This is a genomic window from Metapseudomonas phytobenefica, from assembly GCF_043392685.1.
Taxonomy (GTDB): Bacteria; Pseudomonadota; Gammaproteobacteria; order Pseudomonadales; family Pseudomonadaceae; genus Metapseudomonas.
In genome coordinates this window covers 13,445-29,985 of record NZ_JBHZGM010000029.1, presented here as the reverse complement: position 1 = coordinate 29,985, position 16,541 = coordinate 13,445, and the positions used below count along the sequence as shown (strand labels likewise).

The window sequence follows — 16,541 nt, the reverse complement described above, 5'->3', positions numbered from 1 at the left end:
CAGGATTTGATGCCGTAGCGCCGGACTATTGGCGAATCTGAAAAAGATAACACCCGGCGAATCGAGTGGAGTCAAAATTGCGTCAATGGCACCGCCGTTTGCCATAGAGGACACCGGGGGCACGTTTCGTCGCGTCCCTTGCCCTCCTGTCAATGCCGCCCGGATGCCACCTTGACGGCAGTTGCCAGGTCACGAAACTCAGGCCTCAGGGGCCGGATAAAAACTACAGATTCGCCAACGCCCGGCCCCGGATCAGTGGTACTGGCAACGATGACAATTGCTTCGGCTAGGGGAGGCAGTCATGTGTCATGCAGTGCAGGTCAGTGGGCTCTACACCGCCGCAGGGAGCCGGCAACTCATCAATTACCCCGACAGTGACGCGGCATTGCCCATCCATGACCCGCAGCGCGGCGTCGTGTGGATTCCCTGGGGACGCCGCAGCCGGGAACGTGGCGAGCTTCCGGCGACCGGCTGGCTGCCGGGGGGCGATGTGCTGCCCAAAGGCTGGGACCGCTACAGCCCCGCCACGGTGCTGGCACGGGTGGAGCGCTTCATGGAGATGACCCGTGACGGCGAACCGCGTTGGTTCGACGTGGAAGACGGCCAGTCACTGCAATGCGTGCTGCTGCGCCACGGCCATGAACAGCGCGTGTACGTGGTCACCACCGAGGCGCCCGATGCGGAACACCGCAACTGGCCGCTGACGCGCGGTCATAGGCGGACGAGTCGGTTGGCCGCTGTTATGTAGATACAAGGGTGGATGGCGCCTTTCCATCCACCGACGGCGATGAAGGACGTCCGCCCCTGTTGCGTTGGGATAGAACCTTTCGCGAGCAAGCTCGCTCCTACAGCTGCCTGCGAAGGTCATTGAGTTCAGCCTTGGCTATTCTCTTTTTGTGAATACTTTCTTCTGGATTATTCGTTTTACGTGAATCGGTCGCTGCCTTAATTTCGCCGCAAGACTGATCGCGAGCCCTGACCGGCTCTCACGTACAACGAGGACAGCATGACTACGCCAGCCGCCATCTCCCGTAACCCCGCCACCGGCGAAGAAATTGCCCGCTATCCCTACCAGGATGCCGCTGCCCTCGAAGCCAGCCTGGCGTCCAGCCAGCGTGGTTTCGCGGCGTGGAGCCAGTTCAGCATCGAGGAGCGCAGCGCTGCGTTGGTGCGCATGGCCAGTGCCCTGCGCGCCAACGCCGAAGCCATGGCGCGGATGACCACCACCGAGATGGGCATGCCGATCAGCCAGTCCCGTGGCGAGGTCGAGAAATGCGCCAGGCTCTGTGAGTGGTACGCCGAGCACGGCCCGGCCATGGTCGCGGACGAGCCGACCCTGGTGGAGGACAACAAGGCCGTGGTTGCCTACCTGCCGCTGGGCCCGGTGCTGGCCGTGATGCCCTGGAACTTCCCGGTGTGGCAGGTCATGCGCGGCGCGGTGCCGATCATCTTCGGCGGCAACAGCTATGTGCTCAAGCACGCCCCCAACGTGATGGGCTGCGCCCGCCTGCTGGCCTCCGTCTGGGCTGAAGCCGGCCTGCCGGAAGGCGTGTTCGAGGTGATCAACGTCGAGCCGCCGCTGGTTTCCGTGGCCATCGCCGACCCGCGTATCGCCATGGTGGCGGTGACCGGTAGCGTCGGCGCCGGTGCAGCCATCGCGGCCCAGGCCGGTGCGGCACTGAAGAAGTGCGTGCTGGAGCTGGGCGGTTCCGACCCGTTCATCGTGCTGGCCGACGCCGATCTGGACCAGGCCGTGAAGGCTGCGGTCACCAGTCGCTTCAACAACGCCGGCCAGGTGTGCATCGCCGCCAAGCGCATCATCCTCGAAGCCCCCATCGCCGAAGCCTTCACCGAGCGCTTCGTGGCGGCGGTCAAGGCGCTGCAGATCGGCGATCCCCAGGCTGACTCCACCTTCATCGGACCCATGGCCCGCTTCGACCTGCGCGACGAACTCGATGGCCAGGTCCAGGCCACCCTGGCCGAAGGCGCGACCCTGCTGCTGGGTGGCCACAAGCTCGAAGGTGAAGGCAACTACTACGCGCCCACCGTGCTGGCAGGCGTGACCCCGGAGATGACCGCTTTTCGCAAGGAAATCTTCGGCCCGGTGGCCTCGCTGATCGTCGCCCGCGATGCCGAGCATGCCGTGGAACTGGCCAACGACAGCGAATTCGGCTTGGGTGGCGCGCTCTGGACCACCGACGCGGCCAGGGCGCAGAAACTGGCCCGGCGCATCGTCAGCGGCGCGGTGTTCATCAACGGCTTCACCGCTTCCGACCCGCGCGTACCGATCGGTGGCGTGAAGAAAAGCGGCTACGGCCGCGAGCTGTCCCACTTCGGCCTGCGCGAGTTCCTCAACGTGCAGACCATCTGGCGCGATCGCGGCTGATCGACCGGGGCAGTTGAAGAAAGGGGCTGACGTATTCAGCCCCTTTTCATTCTGTGAAAGACGCTCTTGTCGGGGCGAATTCATTCGCGAATGGGTCCCGCATCGCGGTTGAAATTGCATATAGGGGGCGCGTCAGGGTGAGGCGGCTTGGGTAGGTTGGCGTAGAGCGCAGCGAAACCCAACGCTTCGGCGCCTTGGCCTGGCCACGTTGGGCCTCGTTCCTCGACCAGCGTGGCCCGGACCAACCTACGGCAGGACTGCGTCCTGCTTGGCGAATGAATTCGCCCCTAAAGGATTTTTGCCGCTCCCTACGCCATCTGCTCCAGGACATCCCGCACCCGGTCCAGCGCCGGGTCGAGGTCCAGGGTTTCGATGGCGCCGTAGCCGAGGAACAGGCCGTTGCGCGGCGGCACCTGGTAGGAGAATCCGGCCAGCGGGTAGAGCCCGACATCCAGCTTGCGTGCCAGCTCCACCAGCAGCGGGATGTCCAGCGGCACCCTGGCCTGGACGGCGAGGTGGAAGCCGGCCACCGAGGGCACCAGTTCGAACCAGCGCGCCAGGTCGCCGTTGAAGCGAGCGAGAATGCGCTCGCGTCGGCTGGCGTAGATGGCATGGCAGCGGCGGATGTGCTTCTGCAGGCAGCCGTCGTCGATGAACTTGGCCAGGGTCCACTGGGTGAGGGTGGAACAGTGCCAGTCGGTGATCTGCTTGGCGGCGGTGACGGCTTCGACCAGCGCCGGCGGCAGGATGCAGTAGCCCAGGCGCAGCTCGGGCTGCAGGGATTTGGAGAAGGTCCCGACATAGGCCACCGCGCCCCGGCTGTCGAGGCTCTGCAGGGTGTCGCAGGGCCGGCCTTCGTAGCGGAACTCGCAGTCGTAGTCGTCTTCGATGATCACCGCCCCGATACGCAGGGCTTTCTCCAGCAGCGCCTCGCGCCGTGCCTGGCTCATGGGCATGCCGAGGGGGAACTGGTGCGAGGGGGTCACGTAGATCAGGCGCACGTGCTCCGGTATGGCGTCAACGCAGATGCCTTCTGCATCCACCGGTACACCAATCACCTCGGCGCCCTGGGCCGCGAAGAGCTGCCGCGCCGGCGGGTAGCCGGGGTCTTCCACTGCCACGCTGCAGCCCGGTTCCACCAGCACTCGGGTGAGCAGATCCAGGGCCTGCTGGGCGCCGTGAGAGACCAGCACATCCTCGGGGTTGCAGTGCACTCCACGGGAGAACGCCACATGCCGGGCAATGGCGTCACGCAAGGCGGGCAGGCCGGCGGGCTGGCTGTAGAACCCGCGGGATTTCGCGGTCTGGCGCAGGGCGTGCTGGGCGCAGCGGCGCCAGTCGTCCTGGGGGAACTGGTTGCGGTTGGTGGCGCCGCCGATGAAGTCGTAGCGCAGTATCGCGCCCACGGGCGGATGGCCCAGGTCGGTGGAGATGTTGTGCCATTTGGAGATGATCGCCGCACTGGCCAGCGATTCGTGGCCCTGCTTGCGGTCCTGGCCGACGGCCCGGGCATTGACGAAGGTGCCCGAACCCACCTTGCCAACGAGCAGGTTGTCGTAGGTGAGCAGGGCATAGGTGTCCGCCACCGTCTTGCGCGAGATACCCAGTTGCTCGGCCAGCAGGCGGCTCGGCGGCAGCCGGGTGCCCGCCTTGAGGCGCCCGGATTCGATGGCCTCGCGCAACTGGCGATACAACTGCCCGGACAGGTCCTTGCTGCCCTGGATGACGATGTGCAGTTCCATGCATGGCTCCGGCGGGGGAATGGCAGAAAAATACCGCAATCCTTCGTAGTGAAGACGCGAAACCCGCGTCGAAGCGCTTCCAGGGCGGCCTTCGCCTTGCGGGCATCGGATCGCGGGATATGCGCAAGGGCGCAAGTTAGCCGGCCGCAGGTCCCGGCCGAATAGCCAATTCCGGGGAAACTCGGCAGGCCAATGGCGCGACCCTTCGTCAGATGCAAGGTTGTGCAGAACCTCCTGTGCTATATCCGGAAGTGAGCAAGGCAAGACATGCGCCGACCTTCAGTTGAACCTTCAACGCACGCCCGTTGGGCCGGCCGACCCCGTGGCTCCGGGCCTTCAACAAAGAGGTAGACACCATGAGCACCCTGCAATGCGTTCACCGCGACCATGTGATTGTCGCCGACGTCTTCGAGCATCCGGGCCTCCCCACGCCCTGGGCTGCCGGCTGCCACATCATCTCCCCTGAAGGCGAGAGCACCCGCCGCTTCGCGCTGCCGGTGAAGTACGCCTTCCTCTCCGATCTGGAGAAGGCTCAGCACGCCTCCATCGCCCACGGCAAGTGGCTGGTTGACCAGTACCTGGACCACGGCCGCGAGCTCTTCAAGAAGATCGCCTGAGTTGCGCGGGGCAGGGAAGCCCTTGTCTGTCGCCATCGCGCCCCCATCTTGGAGGGGCGCGATGTCTGCGCGGACAACCTGCAAGGAGCAAATCCCATGAACGATTCCAATCCCGATCTCGCCCGTGTCAATGGCCGCATCCTGGCGGCGGGCGAGCACTTGCCCGCGGTGACCCTCAAGGATGGCAGCCGGGTGCAGACCGGCACCGTGGCGGCAATGCTGCAGAACGTCAGGCGTTACAACGAAGGCGAGCGGGGAGAGGTGGAGCGTGAACTGGAACTGGCCGTGCCAACCCTGGTGAAGGTGGGCCTGTTCGAACTGTTCAGCCCGGAAGAATGGGCCGAGGGCGACAACCCCGGCCGGCGCTTTGTCGGTCTCAAGGCGCGGCAGTACCTCGACGACCAGAGGGCCTGATCAGGCCACTTCCTCGCGGGGCTGGTGCTCGCGGCAGATGAGTTCGATGGACGGGCGGGCCAGGGGCTCCCGGGTCAGCCCGCAGAACGGTTCGCCGTCCCGCTGCTGGTGGAAGCGGCAGGTCTTGCACAGGCCGAAGCCGGGCACATCCGCCTGACGCTGAACGGTGCGCAGCAATTCGGCCAGCAGCCGTTCCAGTTCCGCGGCATCCGCGCCCATCTCCGCCACTGCGTTGATGAGGAATTCCGGGGGCGTGACTGCGCCGAGCAATTCGCGCGCAGCCGGCGTCAGCACCAGGTGCACGCTGCGCTTGTCCTGCTGATCCTGGCGTTTTTCGATCAGGCCCTTGGCTTCCAGGGCCTTCAGCGATTGCGACACCGTCCCCTTGGTCAGCCCCAGGTACTCGGTCACCGCCAGCGGCGTGTCCGAGTAGCGGTTGCAGCGTGCCAGGTATTCCAGGGCGCTGAGCTGCACGGGCTGCACGTCCGCCAGCTGTGGATGCTCGCGGTGCCAGATGCGCATCAGGCTGGTGAGTCGTTCGAACAGGTCGAATAGGTCGGTCATGTTCACCTCCGTCAGCAGATAGTATCGAGTAAAAACCATGTTGACAAAGGGCTGGCCCTGGGTAACCTGATCAATGTATCGATTCGATACTAGCTGATCGGGAGAGACGAAAATGACTACTGCTCGTTACTACCACGCTGGCTGCCCAGTCTGCGTATCCGCCGAACAGACCCTGCTCAACCTGCTTGCCCCCGAGGTGAACGTGGAGGTGGTGCACCTGGGCGAAGCGCCCGCCCGCGTCGCCGAGGCCGAAGCCGCCGGCGTGCAGTCGGTTCCTGCCCTGGTGGTGGATGGCAAGGTGCTGCACATCAACTTCGGCGCCGCCATTGCTGACCTGAAGTGAGGAGGGGGCGAATGCAGGTGAAAGTCTTCGATACCCATTGCAAGGTGGCCGAGGAGACCGCCCTGTATCAGCCTCTGGACTGCGACCTGCACGATCTGCTGGAAATCGCCTGCCTGTACCGCTACCTGGTGAGGGTGGAGCTGGTGGGCGGTGGCGGATTCGAGGCCAGGGCGCTGACCACCCACACCAGCGCGGAGAAGGAAGAATTCTTCGTGCTGGAGGTGGAGGATGGCCCTTGCTCCGTACGCATGGACCGTCTGCTGGCAATCACCGCGCTGGACCCCGGCGCGCGCTTCGGCCGGGTGGCGCTGTCGGGAAAGGTCGCTCAGCGCCTCCCCGGGTGTTCGGGGCCCCGTCCTTGAGCTAGCCTTCGCAGGCCAGCCGCCACAGGACCTGCCGTTGAACATCGATAACCGCATCAAATTCCGCCATCTGCTGTGCTTCCTCGAAGTGGCGCGCCAGGGCAGCCTGGCCCGCGCCGCCGACCAGTTGGCGGTGAGCCAGCCGGCCATCTCCAAGACCCTCAAGGAGCTGGAGGAAGTCCTCGACGCCACCCTGTTCGACCGCGGCAAGAGCGGCGCCAGCCTGACCGAGGCCGGGCTGGCCTTCATGCGTTACGCCGGCCCGTGCGTCCAGGCCCTGCGCGATGGGGTCAACAGCCTGCGCGAAGGCGAGTACGCCGCCGGCAGCGTGCGGCTCGGCGTGCTCTCCACCGTGGAAGGCCTGCTGGTGCCGGAGATGGTGCGGCGCCTGCATCGGCAGCATCCCTCGCTGGCAGTCAGCGTGCTCACCGGCCCCGGCGCCTATCTGCTGTCGCAGCTGCGAGTGGGCGAGCTGGACCTGGTGGTCGGGCGGATGGCCGACAACCCGGAAATCCAGGGCCTGACCTTCGAGCACCTGTACAGCGAATCCATGACCCTGGTGGTTCGTGCCGGGCATCCGCTGCTGGAGGAGGGCGCTGACCGCCGCTCCCTGGAGGGCTTCCCCCTGGTGCTGCCGCTGGCCGGCACCACCATTCGCAAGCATGCCGACGGATTCTTCGTGCAGAGCGGCATCAGCCCGCCACGCCAACGCCTGGAAACCCTGTCCCTGGCCCTGAGCCGGCGCTATGTGCAGAGCGGCGATGCCGTCTGGATCGCCCCCCTGGATGCGGTGCGCCTGGACCTGGCCAGTGGCGAACTGGTGGAACTGGACCTGGGTTTCAAGGAACCCGGCGGTTCGGTGGGGATCTGCAGCAACGCCTCGCTGCCGCTTTCCCTGGCGGCGCAATGGGCGGTGGAGACCCTGCGCGAGGCGGCACGGGACTATCGCGAGGGGCGTCTCGCATAACCATCAGGTTATGGATTGGCGGAAGGATTTCAATTTTCTGCCGGCCTCTGCTGGATGAAACTGCGACGGCAATTTCGCAGGTTGTTCGAAAACGTCACGAGCGAAGGTCAGGCCGCTTTCAACACAGCCTCACCGAGCACAGTGGTTTTCGCTGGCCGTCCGACAAATCCAACAAGAGGAAACTCTAATGTCCGATGCGGAAACCAGCCGCTTCGTCATTCGTGACCGAAACTGGCACCCCAAGGCCCTGACCCCCGACTACAAGACGTCCATTGCCCGTTCCCCGCGCCAGGCGCTGGTGAGCATTCCGCAGTCCGTCTCCGAAACCAGCGGCCCTGATTTCTCCCACCTGAAGATGGGAGAGCACGACAACGACCTGCTGCTCAACTTCAACCACGGCGGGCTGCCCATCGGCGAGCGCATCATCGTTTCCGGCCGCGTCATGGACCAGTACGGCAAGCCGGTTCCCCACACCCTGGTGGAGATGTGGCAGGCCAACGCCGGCGGCCGCTACCGCCACAAGAACGACCGCTACCTGGCGCCGCTCGATCCGAACTTCGGCGGTGTCGGCCGTGCCCTGACCGACAGCGAAGGCCGCTACATCTTCCGCACCATCAAGCCGGGCCCGTACCCCTGGCGCAACGGCCCGAACGACTGGCGCCCGGCGCACATCCATTTCTCCATCAGCGGGCCGTCCATCTCCACCCGCCTGATCACCCAGCTGTATTTCGAAGGTGATCCGCTCATCCCGATGTGCCCCATCGTCAAGAGCATCGCCAACCCCGACGCGGTTCAGACGCTGATCGCCAAGCTCGACATGAGCAACGCCAATCCCATGGATTGCCTGGCGTACCGCTTCGACATCGTCCTGCGCGGCCAGCGCAAGACCCACTTCGAAAACCGCTGAGGAGATACGCGAATGCCTATCGAACTGCTGCCGGAAACCCCTTCGCAGACTGCCGGCCCCTACGTGCACATCGGCCTGGCCCTGGAAGCGGCCGGCAACCCGACCCGCAGCCAGGAAATCTGGAACCAGATGGCCAGGGCCGACGCCCCCGGCGAGCACATCCTGCTGCTGGGCAATGTCTATGACGGCAACGGCCACCTGGTGCGCGACTCCTTCCTGGAGTTCTGGCAAGCCAACCACGAAGGCGTCTACGACACCGCCTTCGACCTGGAAAAGCCGTTCAACAGCTTCGGCCGCACCGCCACCACCTTCGATGCCGGTGAGTGGACCCTGCACACCATCAAACCGGGCGTGGTGAAGAACGCCGCCGGCGTGCCCATGGCGCCGCACATCAACGTGTCGCTGTTCGCCCGTGGCATCAACATCCACCTGCAGACGCGTATCTACTTCGACGACGAGGCCGCCGCCAACGCCGTCGACCCGGTGCTCAACCTGATTGAACAACCGCAACGCCGCGAAACCCTGGTGGCGCGCCGCTGCGAGGTGGACGGCAAGCTGGCCTACCGCTTCGACATCCGTATCCAGGGCGAAGGGGAAACGGTGTTCTTTGACTTCTAAGGAAGCCGAACCCGCGTTCGATGCGCTGAGCGAGCCTGCTGGCCAGCGCATCGAACGGCACTTCGACGCGCTGCTGGAGGCCCGCGGTTACCGGGCTGATGCGGCGCAACGCACAGCCATTGGCCGTCTCGGGCAATGGCTGGAGTCGTTTCTGGCGGGGAAGAAAGGCTGGTTGCGGCGCCCGCCCGCCGGCCTCTACCTCTGGGGTGGAGTGGGGCGCGGCAAGAGCTTCGTGATGGATGCCTTCTTCGCCGCCGCGCCGCTTGCCGCCAAGCGTCGCGTGCATTTCCACGCCTTCCTCCAGGAACTGCAGGGGCGCATGCGCGATTTCGCCGGGCAAACCGACCCTCTGGCCCTGGCCGCACGGGCACTGGCCGAAGAAACGCGGCTGCTGTGTTTCGACGAATTCCACGTCCACGATATAGGCGACGCCGTGCTTCTCGGGCGCCTGCTCAAAGTGCTGGTGGAGGAGGGCGTGGGCCTGGTCTGCACCTCCAACTACCATCCGCACGGGCTCTGTCCGAATCCGCTCTACCGCGAGCGTTTCAAGCCGGCCATCAGCCTGATCGAAAAACGCTTCGAGGTGCTCAACCTCGATGGCGGCGAGGATTACCGCCAGCGTCGCGGCGTGCTGGAAGCCTGGGGCCGTTACTGCTGGCCGGCGTCGGGTTTCGCCGATGGCTGGATCGACCAGCAACTGGGGCTGACGCCGGACGCCGCGCGCGATGTGGATGTGGCGGTCCATCACCATCCACTGCCGGTACGGGCACTGGAAGGCGAGCGCGCCTGGCTGGACTTCGACGAACTGTGCCGGCGCCCGCATTCCAGCGCCGACTTCCTCTGGCTCAGCCAGCGCTTCGCGCAGCTCGCCATCAGCGGCGTGCCATGCCTGGGCGAGGAAGCCATCGACGTGCAGCAGCGCTTCGTCAATCTGATCGACATCGCCTACGACGCCGGCATCCACCTGCTGCTGGCCAGCGAGCACAGTCTCGACGAGCTGTGCCGGGGCAAACCCCATATGGATTTCTCCCGCACCCGCAGCCGGTTGCAGCAGCTGGAAACACTGCAGCCGTAGAGTGCGCTGTTCGCGCCTGGACTTTCGACAAGGTGTGCAAGCTGCTTTAGGGGAGGGAATTGTGGGGGCGATTTCAGTCGCCCCCACATGGCACGCCGGGGTGTTGACGTTTGCCGCGGTGGGGGGATTCCGGCTGCGCCTCATGAGCAGAGCCGTCGCCTGGCGCCGAGGTACCTGATCAAACCGGGGCGCCGCAAGGCTGGGGCCAAAGTAAGAGCCGGGGGCGTCAGGGTCAATTGCGATTATCGAACTTTGGTTCGATAATCGGCCGCGCCTGATCTGTCTGCGATCCACCAAGGACAACAAGATGACCGACGAACTACGTTCCCCGTTGCCGCCCCTTGCCCCACCGATCATCGCTTCGCCGGCCAAGCGCATCGAAGCCTTTACCGGCGACCCCAACTTCATGACTTCCCTGGCCCGGGGGCTGGCGGTGATCCATGCGTTCCAGGAGCGCAAACGCCACCTGACCATCGCCCAGATCAGCCACCGCACCGAGATTCCCCGCGCCGCCGTGCGTCGCTGCCTGCACACGCTGATGAAGCTGGGCTACGTCACCACCGACGGGCGCACCTATTCGCTGCTGCCCAAGGTGCTGACCCTGGGCCATGCTTACCTGTCCTCGACCCCGCTGGCGGTTACCGCCCAGCCGATCCTCGACCGCCTCAGCGACCAGCTCCACGAAGCCTGCTCCATGGCCACCCTGGAAGGGGACGAGATCCTCTACATCGCCCGTTCGGCCACGCCCAACCGGCTGATCTCCGTGGACCTCAGCGTTGGCAGCCGCCTGCCGGCCTACTGCACCTCCATGGGCCGCATCCTCCTCGCCGCGCTGGATGACGCCGCGCTGGACGACTACCTCGAACACGCCGACCTGCAGGTGAAGACCAGCCGCACCGTGCACACCGCCGAGGGGCTGCGCGCCAGCATCGCGGAAATCCGACGCCAGGGCTGGGTGATCATCGACCAGGAACTGGAAATGGGCCTGCGCTCGGTGGCCGTGCCGGTGCGCGATGCCGCCGGCCAGGTGCTGGCCGCGCTGAACGTGGGCACCCACGTCGGCCGTATCAGCCGCCAGGAACTGGAAACCCGCTTCCTGCCGGCGCTGCTGGAGGCCAGCAAGGACCTGAGTACGCGGCTGTTTCACTGATCGACGGTATGCTTTTCCCGTGGGGGCGAATTCATTCGCTATGCAGGCCGCAGGCCTGCCTTGAGGTGTTCTTCGGGGCAGCTGCGCCGCCCTTGGCGAATGAATTCGCCCCCACAAGAGAGCGGCAAGCGCAATACCTGCAGGATTCGTTCGATAATCGAACGCTTTGCCGATTATCGAATTGAACCCTATGGGCGCTCTCCGTAAGGTCGGCGCAACCTTGCCGGCTCATCTGTAACCGTTTATCTCCGTCGTGGGCATGTAGGAAACGGCTCACATAGAATCCGGAAATACAGATCGCGCGCGCTTGCCAACCGGCATGACGCCCGCGACTTACAACAACGACAAGAGTGCCTGATCCATGGATAGTCGCCTGCTGAGTGATCGCAGTAGGGTGTTCGAGCGTGCGGACCCCTATGCCGTGTCCGGATATGTGAATCAGCATGTCGGTTCACACTGCATCCGGCTGCCTTCCGCCGGCCATCCGCAGGCCAGCCTCAACCACCGCAAGTTCGCCAACCTGGACCTCTGCCGCATCAGCTACGGTGGCGCGGTGCGCGTCACCTCGCCGGCGCTGGAAACCATCTACCACCTGCAGATTCTCCTCAGCGGCCATTGCCTCTGGCGCGGCCACAAGCAGGAGCACTACCTGGCGCCTGGCGAACTCTTGCTGATCAACCCCGACGACCCGGTGGACCTGACGTACTCGGATGACTGCGAGAAATTCATCCTGAAGATGCCGACCACCCTGCTGGAAAGCATCTGCGAGGAACAGCGCTGGCAGCGTCCGACCCCAGGCGTGCGCTTTTTGCAGAACAACTACCGGCTCGAAGAACTGGAAGGCTTTGTCAACCTGCTGGCCATGGTCTGCCAGGAAGCCGAGGCCAGCGATGCGCTGCCAAGGGTGCAGGAACACTACGCGCAGATCGTCGCCAGCAAGATGCTCAGCCTGATGAAGACCAACGTCTGCCGCGAGAGCCTGGGCTGCCAGGAGGCCTCCTTCGAACGCATCCTGGCCTACATCGAGCACAACCTGAAACAGGACATCAGCAGCGAATGCCTGGCCCGTCAGGCCAGCATGAGCCTGCGTTCCCTCTACGCGCTGTTCGAGCGCCACCTGGGCACCACGCCCAAGCACTACATCCGCCAGAAGAAGCTGGAGCGCATCCGCGCCTGCCTGGCCGACCCCAGCTGCAACGTGCGCAATGTCACCGAGCTGGCGCTGGACTATGGCTTCCTGCACCTTGGGCGTTTCTCCGAGAGCTACAAGGGCCTGTTCGGTGAGCTGCCGTCCGACACGCTGAAGCGGCGCGGGCTGTAGCACGAGTCCATCGCTAGAGCCCCATGGCCGGCCCCTGCGGGCTTTTCCTGACAACTACCACCACCCTGCAAAAAACGGATAGCGATCTGCAAAAAGCGGATATTACCGTTACCCCCAACATCCCTAACCTGACCTGGCCTGAACAATAACAACGGAGGCCCTGGCCATGTCCCTGGGATTCGATTTCCTGCAATCGCTGCTCGAGGATGACAAAGAGAAGGGCGTCTACCGCTGCAAGCGGGAGATGTTCACTGATCCTCGTCTGTTCGAACTGGAAATGAAGCACATCTTCGAAGGCAACTGGATCTATCTCGCCCACGAGAGCCAGATTCCCGAGAAGAACGACTACATCACCCTCAACATGGGGCGCCAGCCGATCTTCATCGCGCGCAACAAAGACGGTGAGCTCAATGCCTTCCTCAATGCCTGCAGCCACCGTGGCGCCCAGCTGTGCCGCCACAAGAGCGGTAACCGCTCGTCCTATACCTGCCCCTTCCATGGCTGGACCTTCAACAACTCCGGCAAGCTGCTGAAAGTGAAGGACCCGGCCGAAGCCGGCTACCCGTCCAGCTTCAACTGCGAAGGCTCTCACGACCTGACGAAAGTGGCCCGCTTCGAGTCCTATCGCGGCTTCCTCTTCGGCAGCCTGAACCCCGATGTGAAGCCCCTGGTCGAGCACCTGGGCGAGTCCGCCAAGATCATCGACATGATCGTCGACCAGTCCCCCGAGGGCCTGGAAGTGCTGCGCGGTTCCTCCAGCTACATCTACGAAGGCAACTGGAAGCTGACCGCCGAGAACGGCGCCGACGGCTACCACGTGAGCTCGGTGCATTGGAACTACGCTGCGACCCAGAACCAGCGCAAGCAGCGCGAGGCGGGTGAAGAGATCAAGACCATGAGCGCCGGCAGCTGGGCCAAGAACGGCGGCGGCTTCTACTCCTTCGACCACGGCCATCTGCTGCTCTGGACCCGCTGGGCCAACCCGGAAGACCGTCCGCTCTACGAGCGCCGCGACGAACTGGCGCGCGACTTCGGCCAGGCCCGCGCCGACTGGATGATCCAGAACTCGCGCAACCTCTGCCTGTACCCGAACGTCTACCTGATGGACCAGTTCAGCTCGCAGATCCGCATCGCCCGGCCGATCTCCGTCGACCGCACCGAAATCACCATCTACTGCATCGCGCCGAAAGGCGAGAGCAGTGACGCCCGCGCCAAGCGCATCCGTCAGTACGAGGATTTCTTCAACGTCAGCGGCATGGCCACGCCGGACGATCTGGAAGAATTCCGCTCCTGCCAGCTGGGTTACCAGGGCAGCCGTGGCTGGAACGACATGTCCCGCGGTGCCGCACACTGGGTCGAAGGCGCTGACGAGGCCGCCCGGGAGATCGACCTGCACCCGCTGCTCTCCGGTGTGCGCACCGAAGACGAAGGCCTGTTCGTGCTGCAGCACAAGTACTGGCAGGAAACCATGATCAAGGCCGCAGCAGCCGAGCAGCAACTGATTCCCGTGGAGGCCGTGCAATGAGCATTTCCTACGACGCCGTGCGCGACTTCCTCTATCGCGAAGCGCGCTACCTGGACGACAAGGACTGGGACAACTGGCTGGAGCTGTACGCCAGCGACGCCAGCTTCTGGATGCCGTCCTGGGACGACCGCGACGAGCTGACCACCGACCCGCAGACCGAAATCTCGCTGATCTGGTACGGCAACCGTGGCGGCCTGGAAGACCGCGTGTTCCGCATCAAGACCGAGCGTTCCAGCGCGACCATGCCGGACACCCGCACCTCCCACAACATCAGCAACATCGAGATCCTCGAAGTGGTCGATGGGCAGTGCAAGGTGCGCTTCAACTGGCACACCCTGAGCTTCCGCTACAAGACCGTGGACAGCTACTTCGGCACCAGCTTCTACACCCTCGACGTGCGCGGCGAGAGCCCCCTGATCAAGGCGAAGAAAGTCGTTCTGAAGAACGACTACGTGCGCCAGGTCATCGACATCTATCACATCTGAGGGCCCGGTCATGACTCACAAGATCGCACTGACCTTCGAAGACGGCGTCACCCGCTTCATCGACGCCAACCCCAGCGAAACCGTGGCCGATGCGGCCTATCGCCAGGGCATCAACATTCCGCTGGACTGCCGCGACGGCGCCTGCGGCACCTGCAAGTGCTTCGCCGAAGCCGGCCGCTACGACCTGGGCCAGGACTACATCGAAGATGCACTGAGCGAGGAAGAGGCCGCCCAGGGCTACGTGCTCACCTGCCAGATGCGCGCCGAGAGCGATTGCGTGGTGCGGGTGCCGGCTTCCTCCGACGTCTGCAAGACCCAGCAGGCGAGTTTCGAGGCGAGCATCAGTGCCGTGCGCCAGCTCTCCGACAGCACCATCTCGCTGTCCATCAAGGGCGAATCCCTGAGCAAGCTGGCCTTCCTGCCGGGCCAGTACGTGAACCTGAAAGTGCCGGGCAGCGAGCAGACCCGCGCCTATTCCTTCAGCTCCTTGCAGAAGGACGGCGAGGTCAGTTTCCTGATCCGCAATGTGCCGGGCGGCCTGATGAGCAGCTTCCTCACCGGTCTGGCCAAGGCCGGCGACAGCATGTCCCTGACCGGTCCGCTGGGCAGCTTCTACCTGCGCGACATCCGTCGTCCGCTGCTGTTGCTGGCCGGCGGCACCGGTCTCGCGCCCTTCACCGCGATGCTGGAGAAGATCGCCGAAGAAGGCAGCGAACACCCGCTGCACCTGATCTACGGCGTGACCAATGACTTCGACCTGGTGGAGATGGACAAGCTCGAAGACTTTGCCGCGCGCATTCCCAACTTCACCTACAGCGCCTGCGTGGCCAACCCGGAAAGCAGCTATCCGCAGAAGGGCTACGTGACCCAGCACATCGAGCCCAGGCACCTCAACGACGGCGATGTGGACGTGTACCTGTGCGGCCCGCCGCCCATGGTCGAGGCGGTCAGCCAGTACATCCGCGAGCAGGGCATCTCGCCCGCGAACTTCTACTACGAGAAGTTCGCCGCCAGCGCGGCTTGAGCCCGCTCGATTCCCTGTAGGAGCGAGCTTGCTCGCGAAGGATCCGAGTGTGGCCATTCGCGAGCAAGCTCGCTCCTACGGGCATTGCGTTGCCACGAGCCATTTTGCAGAGGCTGCTATGAACAAGAGATTCCAGGACAAGGTCGCGCTGGTCACCGGCGCGGCGCAGGGCATCGGCCGCCGCGTGGCCGAGCGGCTGGTGGAGGAGGGTGCACGGGTGGTTGCCGTGGACCGTTCCGAGCTGGTCTTCGAGCTGCAGGACGAGCTGGGCCCGGACAGCGGGATGCTGGCCCTGACCGCCGACCTCGAGCGGTTCGCCGAATGCCATCGCGTCGCCGCCGCCGCAGTGGAGCACTTCGGCCGGCTGGACATCCTCATCAACAACGTGGGCGGGACTATCTGGGCCAAGCCCTACGAGCACTACCAGGAACACGAGATCGAGGCCGAAGTGCGCCGTTCGCTGTTCCCCACCCTCTGGTGCTGCCACGCCGCGCTGCCGCACATGCTGGAGCAGGGCGCGGGCGCCATCGTCAACGTGTCTTCCATCGCCACCCGCGGGGTGAACCGCGTGCCCTACGGCGCCGCCAAGGGGGGGGTGAATGCCCTGACCGCCTGCCTGGCCTTCGAGAACGCCGGGCGCGGCATCCGCGTCAACGCCACCGCACCGGGCGGCACCGAAGCGCCGCCACGCCGCATCCCGCGCAACAGCGCGCAGCAGAGCGAAGAGGAGAAGGTCTGGTACCAGCAGATCGTCGACCAGACCATCGATAGCAGCCTGATGAAGCGCTACGGAACCATCGACGAACAAGTGGGGGCGATCCTCTTCCTCGCCTCCGACGAAGCCAGCTACATCACCGGCGTGACCCTGCCGGTGGGCGGAGGTGACCTGGGCTGACAATCACCGTGATGGCTTTCGCTCCGCTCTACCCATCCTACGAATGACCCCTGAGTCGCGTAGGGCCTGCGCAGGATGGGTAGAGCCTGCGAAACCCATCAGATCCACAGCGACGAATTTACCGGCCGGGCACCGTCACGCGCCCG

At 64.6% G+C, this 16,541-nt stretch carries 18 protein-coding genes; 16 read left to right on the top strand and 2 right to left on the bottom strand.

Annotated elements, in window-relative coordinates; translation table 11 throughout:
* The first annotated feature begins 301 nt into the window (after window positions 1-301).
* Entirely contained in the window at window positions 302-748 is a 447-nt protein-coding gene (locus ACFW0B_RS20255; RefSeq protein ID WP_449150782.1) for a hypothetical protein, read from the top strand.
* A gap of 258 nt (window positions 749-1,006) precedes the next feature.
* Window positions 1,007-2,386, top strand: coding sequence for an aldehyde dehydrogenase family protein (locus tag ACFW0B_RS20250; protein WP_449150781.1), 1,380 nt, complete (start codon window positions 1,007-1,009; stop codon window positions 2,384-2,386).
* Between the two features lie 308 nt (window positions 2,387-2,694).
* On the opposite strand, the gene pdxR is transcribed toward ACFW0B_RS20250, so the two are convergent.
* Window positions 2,695-4,128, bottom strand: a complete 1,434-nt coding sequence (gene pdxR / locus ACFW0B_RS20245; protein WP_449150780.1) for a MocR-like pyridoxine biosynthesis transcription factor PdxR — start codon at window positions 4,126-4,128, stop codon at window positions 2,695-2,697.
* A 356-nt stretch (window positions 4,129-4,484) separates the two neighbouring features.
* Here pdxR and ACFW0B_RS20240 point away from each other — a divergent pair, with 356 nt between their 5' ends.
* Both ACFW0B_RS20240 and ACFW0B_RS20235 read left to right on the top strand, forming a co-directional pair.
* Complete coding sequence (locus ACFW0B_RS20240; protein WP_449150779.1) at window positions 4,485-4,745, top strand: hypothetical protein; 261 nt, start codon at window positions 4,485-4,487, stop codon at window positions 4,743-4,745.
* A gap of 96 nt (window positions 4,746-4,841) precedes the next feature.
* Window positions 4,842-5,159 carry a DUF7709 family protein gene (locus ACFW0B_RS20235; protein WP_449150778.1) on the top strand — a complete coding sequence of 106 codons (318 nt, stop codon included), beginning with the start codon at window positions 4,842-4,844 and terminating at the stop codon, window positions 5,157-5,159.
* On the opposite strand, the gene ACFW0B_RS20230 is transcribed toward ACFW0B_RS20235, so the two are convergent.
* A complete protein-coding gene (locus ACFW0B_RS20230; protein ID WP_449150777.1) occupies window positions 5,160-5,729 on the bottom strand; it encodes a MarR family winged helix-turn-helix transcriptional regulator in 570 nt (189 codons plus the stop codon).
* Window positions 5,730-5,835: 106 nt separating this feature from the next.
* Here ACFW0B_RS20230 and ACFW0B_RS20225 point away from each other — a divergent pair, with 106 nt between their 5' ends.
* The 12 genes from ACFW0B_RS20225 (at window position 5,836) to ACFW0B_RS20170 (ending at window position 16,395) form a co-directional block, all read left to right on the top strand.
* Complete coding sequence (locus tag ACFW0B_RS20225; RefSeq protein WP_449150776.1) at window positions 5,836-6,066, top strand: thioredoxin family protein; 231 nt, start codon at window positions 5,836-5,838, stop codon at window positions 6,064-6,066.
* Between the two features lie 11 nt (window positions 6,067-6,077).
* Window positions 6,078-6,428 carry a Rho-binding antiterminator gene (locus ACFW0B_RS20220; protein ID WP_449150775.1) on the top strand — a complete coding sequence of 117 codons (351 nt, stop codon included), beginning with the start codon at window positions 6,078-6,080 and terminating at the stop codon, window positions 6,426-6,428.
* 37 nt (window positions 6,429-6,465) lie between these two features.
* A complete protein-coding gene (gene pcaQ / locus ACFW0B_RS20215; RefSeq protein WP_449150774.1) occupies window positions 6,466-7,395 on the top strand; it encodes a pca operon transcription factor PcaQ in 930 nt (309 codons plus the stop codon).
* Window positions 7,396-7,582: 187 nt separating this feature from the next.
* Window positions 7,583-8,302, top strand: coding sequence for a protocatechuate 3,4-dioxygenase subunit beta (gene pcaH / locus ACFW0B_RS20210; protein WP_449150773.1), 720 nt, complete (start codon window positions 7,583-7,585; stop codon window positions 8,300-8,302).
* Between the two features lie 12 nt (window positions 8,303-8,314).
* Window positions 8,315-8,920, top strand: coding sequence for a protocatechuate 3,4-dioxygenase subunit alpha (gene pcaG / locus ACFW0B_RS20205; RefSeq protein ID WP_449150772.1), 606 nt, complete (start codon window positions 8,315-8,317; stop codon window positions 8,918-8,920).
* Window positions 8,910-9,995 (top strand): cell division protein ZapE, encoded by a 1,086-nt coding sequence (zapE, locus tag ACFW0B_RS20200; protein ID WP_449150771.1) that lies wholly within the window; start codon window positions 8,910-8,912, stop codon window positions 9,993-9,995. Before pcaG ends, zapE begins: the two co-directional genes overlap by 11 nt.
* Window positions 9,996-10,302: 307 nt before the next feature.
* Window positions 10,303-11,145 (top strand): IclR family transcriptional regulator domain-containing protein, encoded by an 843-nt coding sequence (locus tag ACFW0B_RS20195; protein WP_449150770.1) that lies wholly within the window; start codon window positions 10,303-10,305, stop codon window positions 11,143-11,145.
* 361 nt (window positions 11,146-11,506) lie between these two features.
* Window positions 11,507-12,466 carry an AraC family transcriptional regulator gene (locus ACFW0B_RS20190; protein WP_449150769.1) on the top strand — a complete coding sequence of 320 codons (960 nt, stop codon included), beginning with the start codon at window positions 11,507-11,509 and terminating at the stop codon, window positions 12,464-12,466.
* 166 nt (window positions 12,467-12,632) lie between these two features.
* The gene (gene benA, locus ACFW0B_RS20185) at window positions 12,633-13,991 is read left to right on the top strand and encodes a benzoate 1,2-dioxygenase large subunit (protein ID WP_449150768.1); all 1,359 of its coding nucleotides are present in this window, start codon (window positions 12,633-12,635) and stop codon (window positions 13,989-13,991) included.
* A complete protein-coding gene (gene benB, locus ACFW0B_RS20180) occupies window positions 13,988-14,476 on the top strand; it encodes a benzoate 1,2-dioxygenase small subunit (RefSeq protein ID WP_449150767.1) in 489 nt (162 codons plus the stop codon). The genes benA and benB overlap by 4 nt, the downstream gene beginning before the upstream one ends.
* A gap of 10 nt (window positions 14,477-14,486) precedes the next feature.
* Window positions 14,487-15,500, top strand: a complete 1,014-nt coding sequence (benC, locus tag ACFW0B_RS20175) for a benzoate 1,2-dioxygenase electron transfer component BenC (RefSeq protein WP_449150766.1) — start codon at window positions 14,487-14,489, stop codon at window positions 15,498-15,500.
* Between the two features lie 118 nt (window positions 15,501-15,618).
* A complete protein-coding gene (locus ACFW0B_RS20170) occupies window positions 15,619-16,395 on the top strand; it encodes a 1,6-dihydroxycyclohexa-2,4-diene-1-carboxylate dehydrogenase (protein ID WP_449150765.1) in 777 nt (258 codons plus the stop codon).
* The last annotated feature ends 146 nt before the right edge of the window (window positions 16,396-16,541 follow it).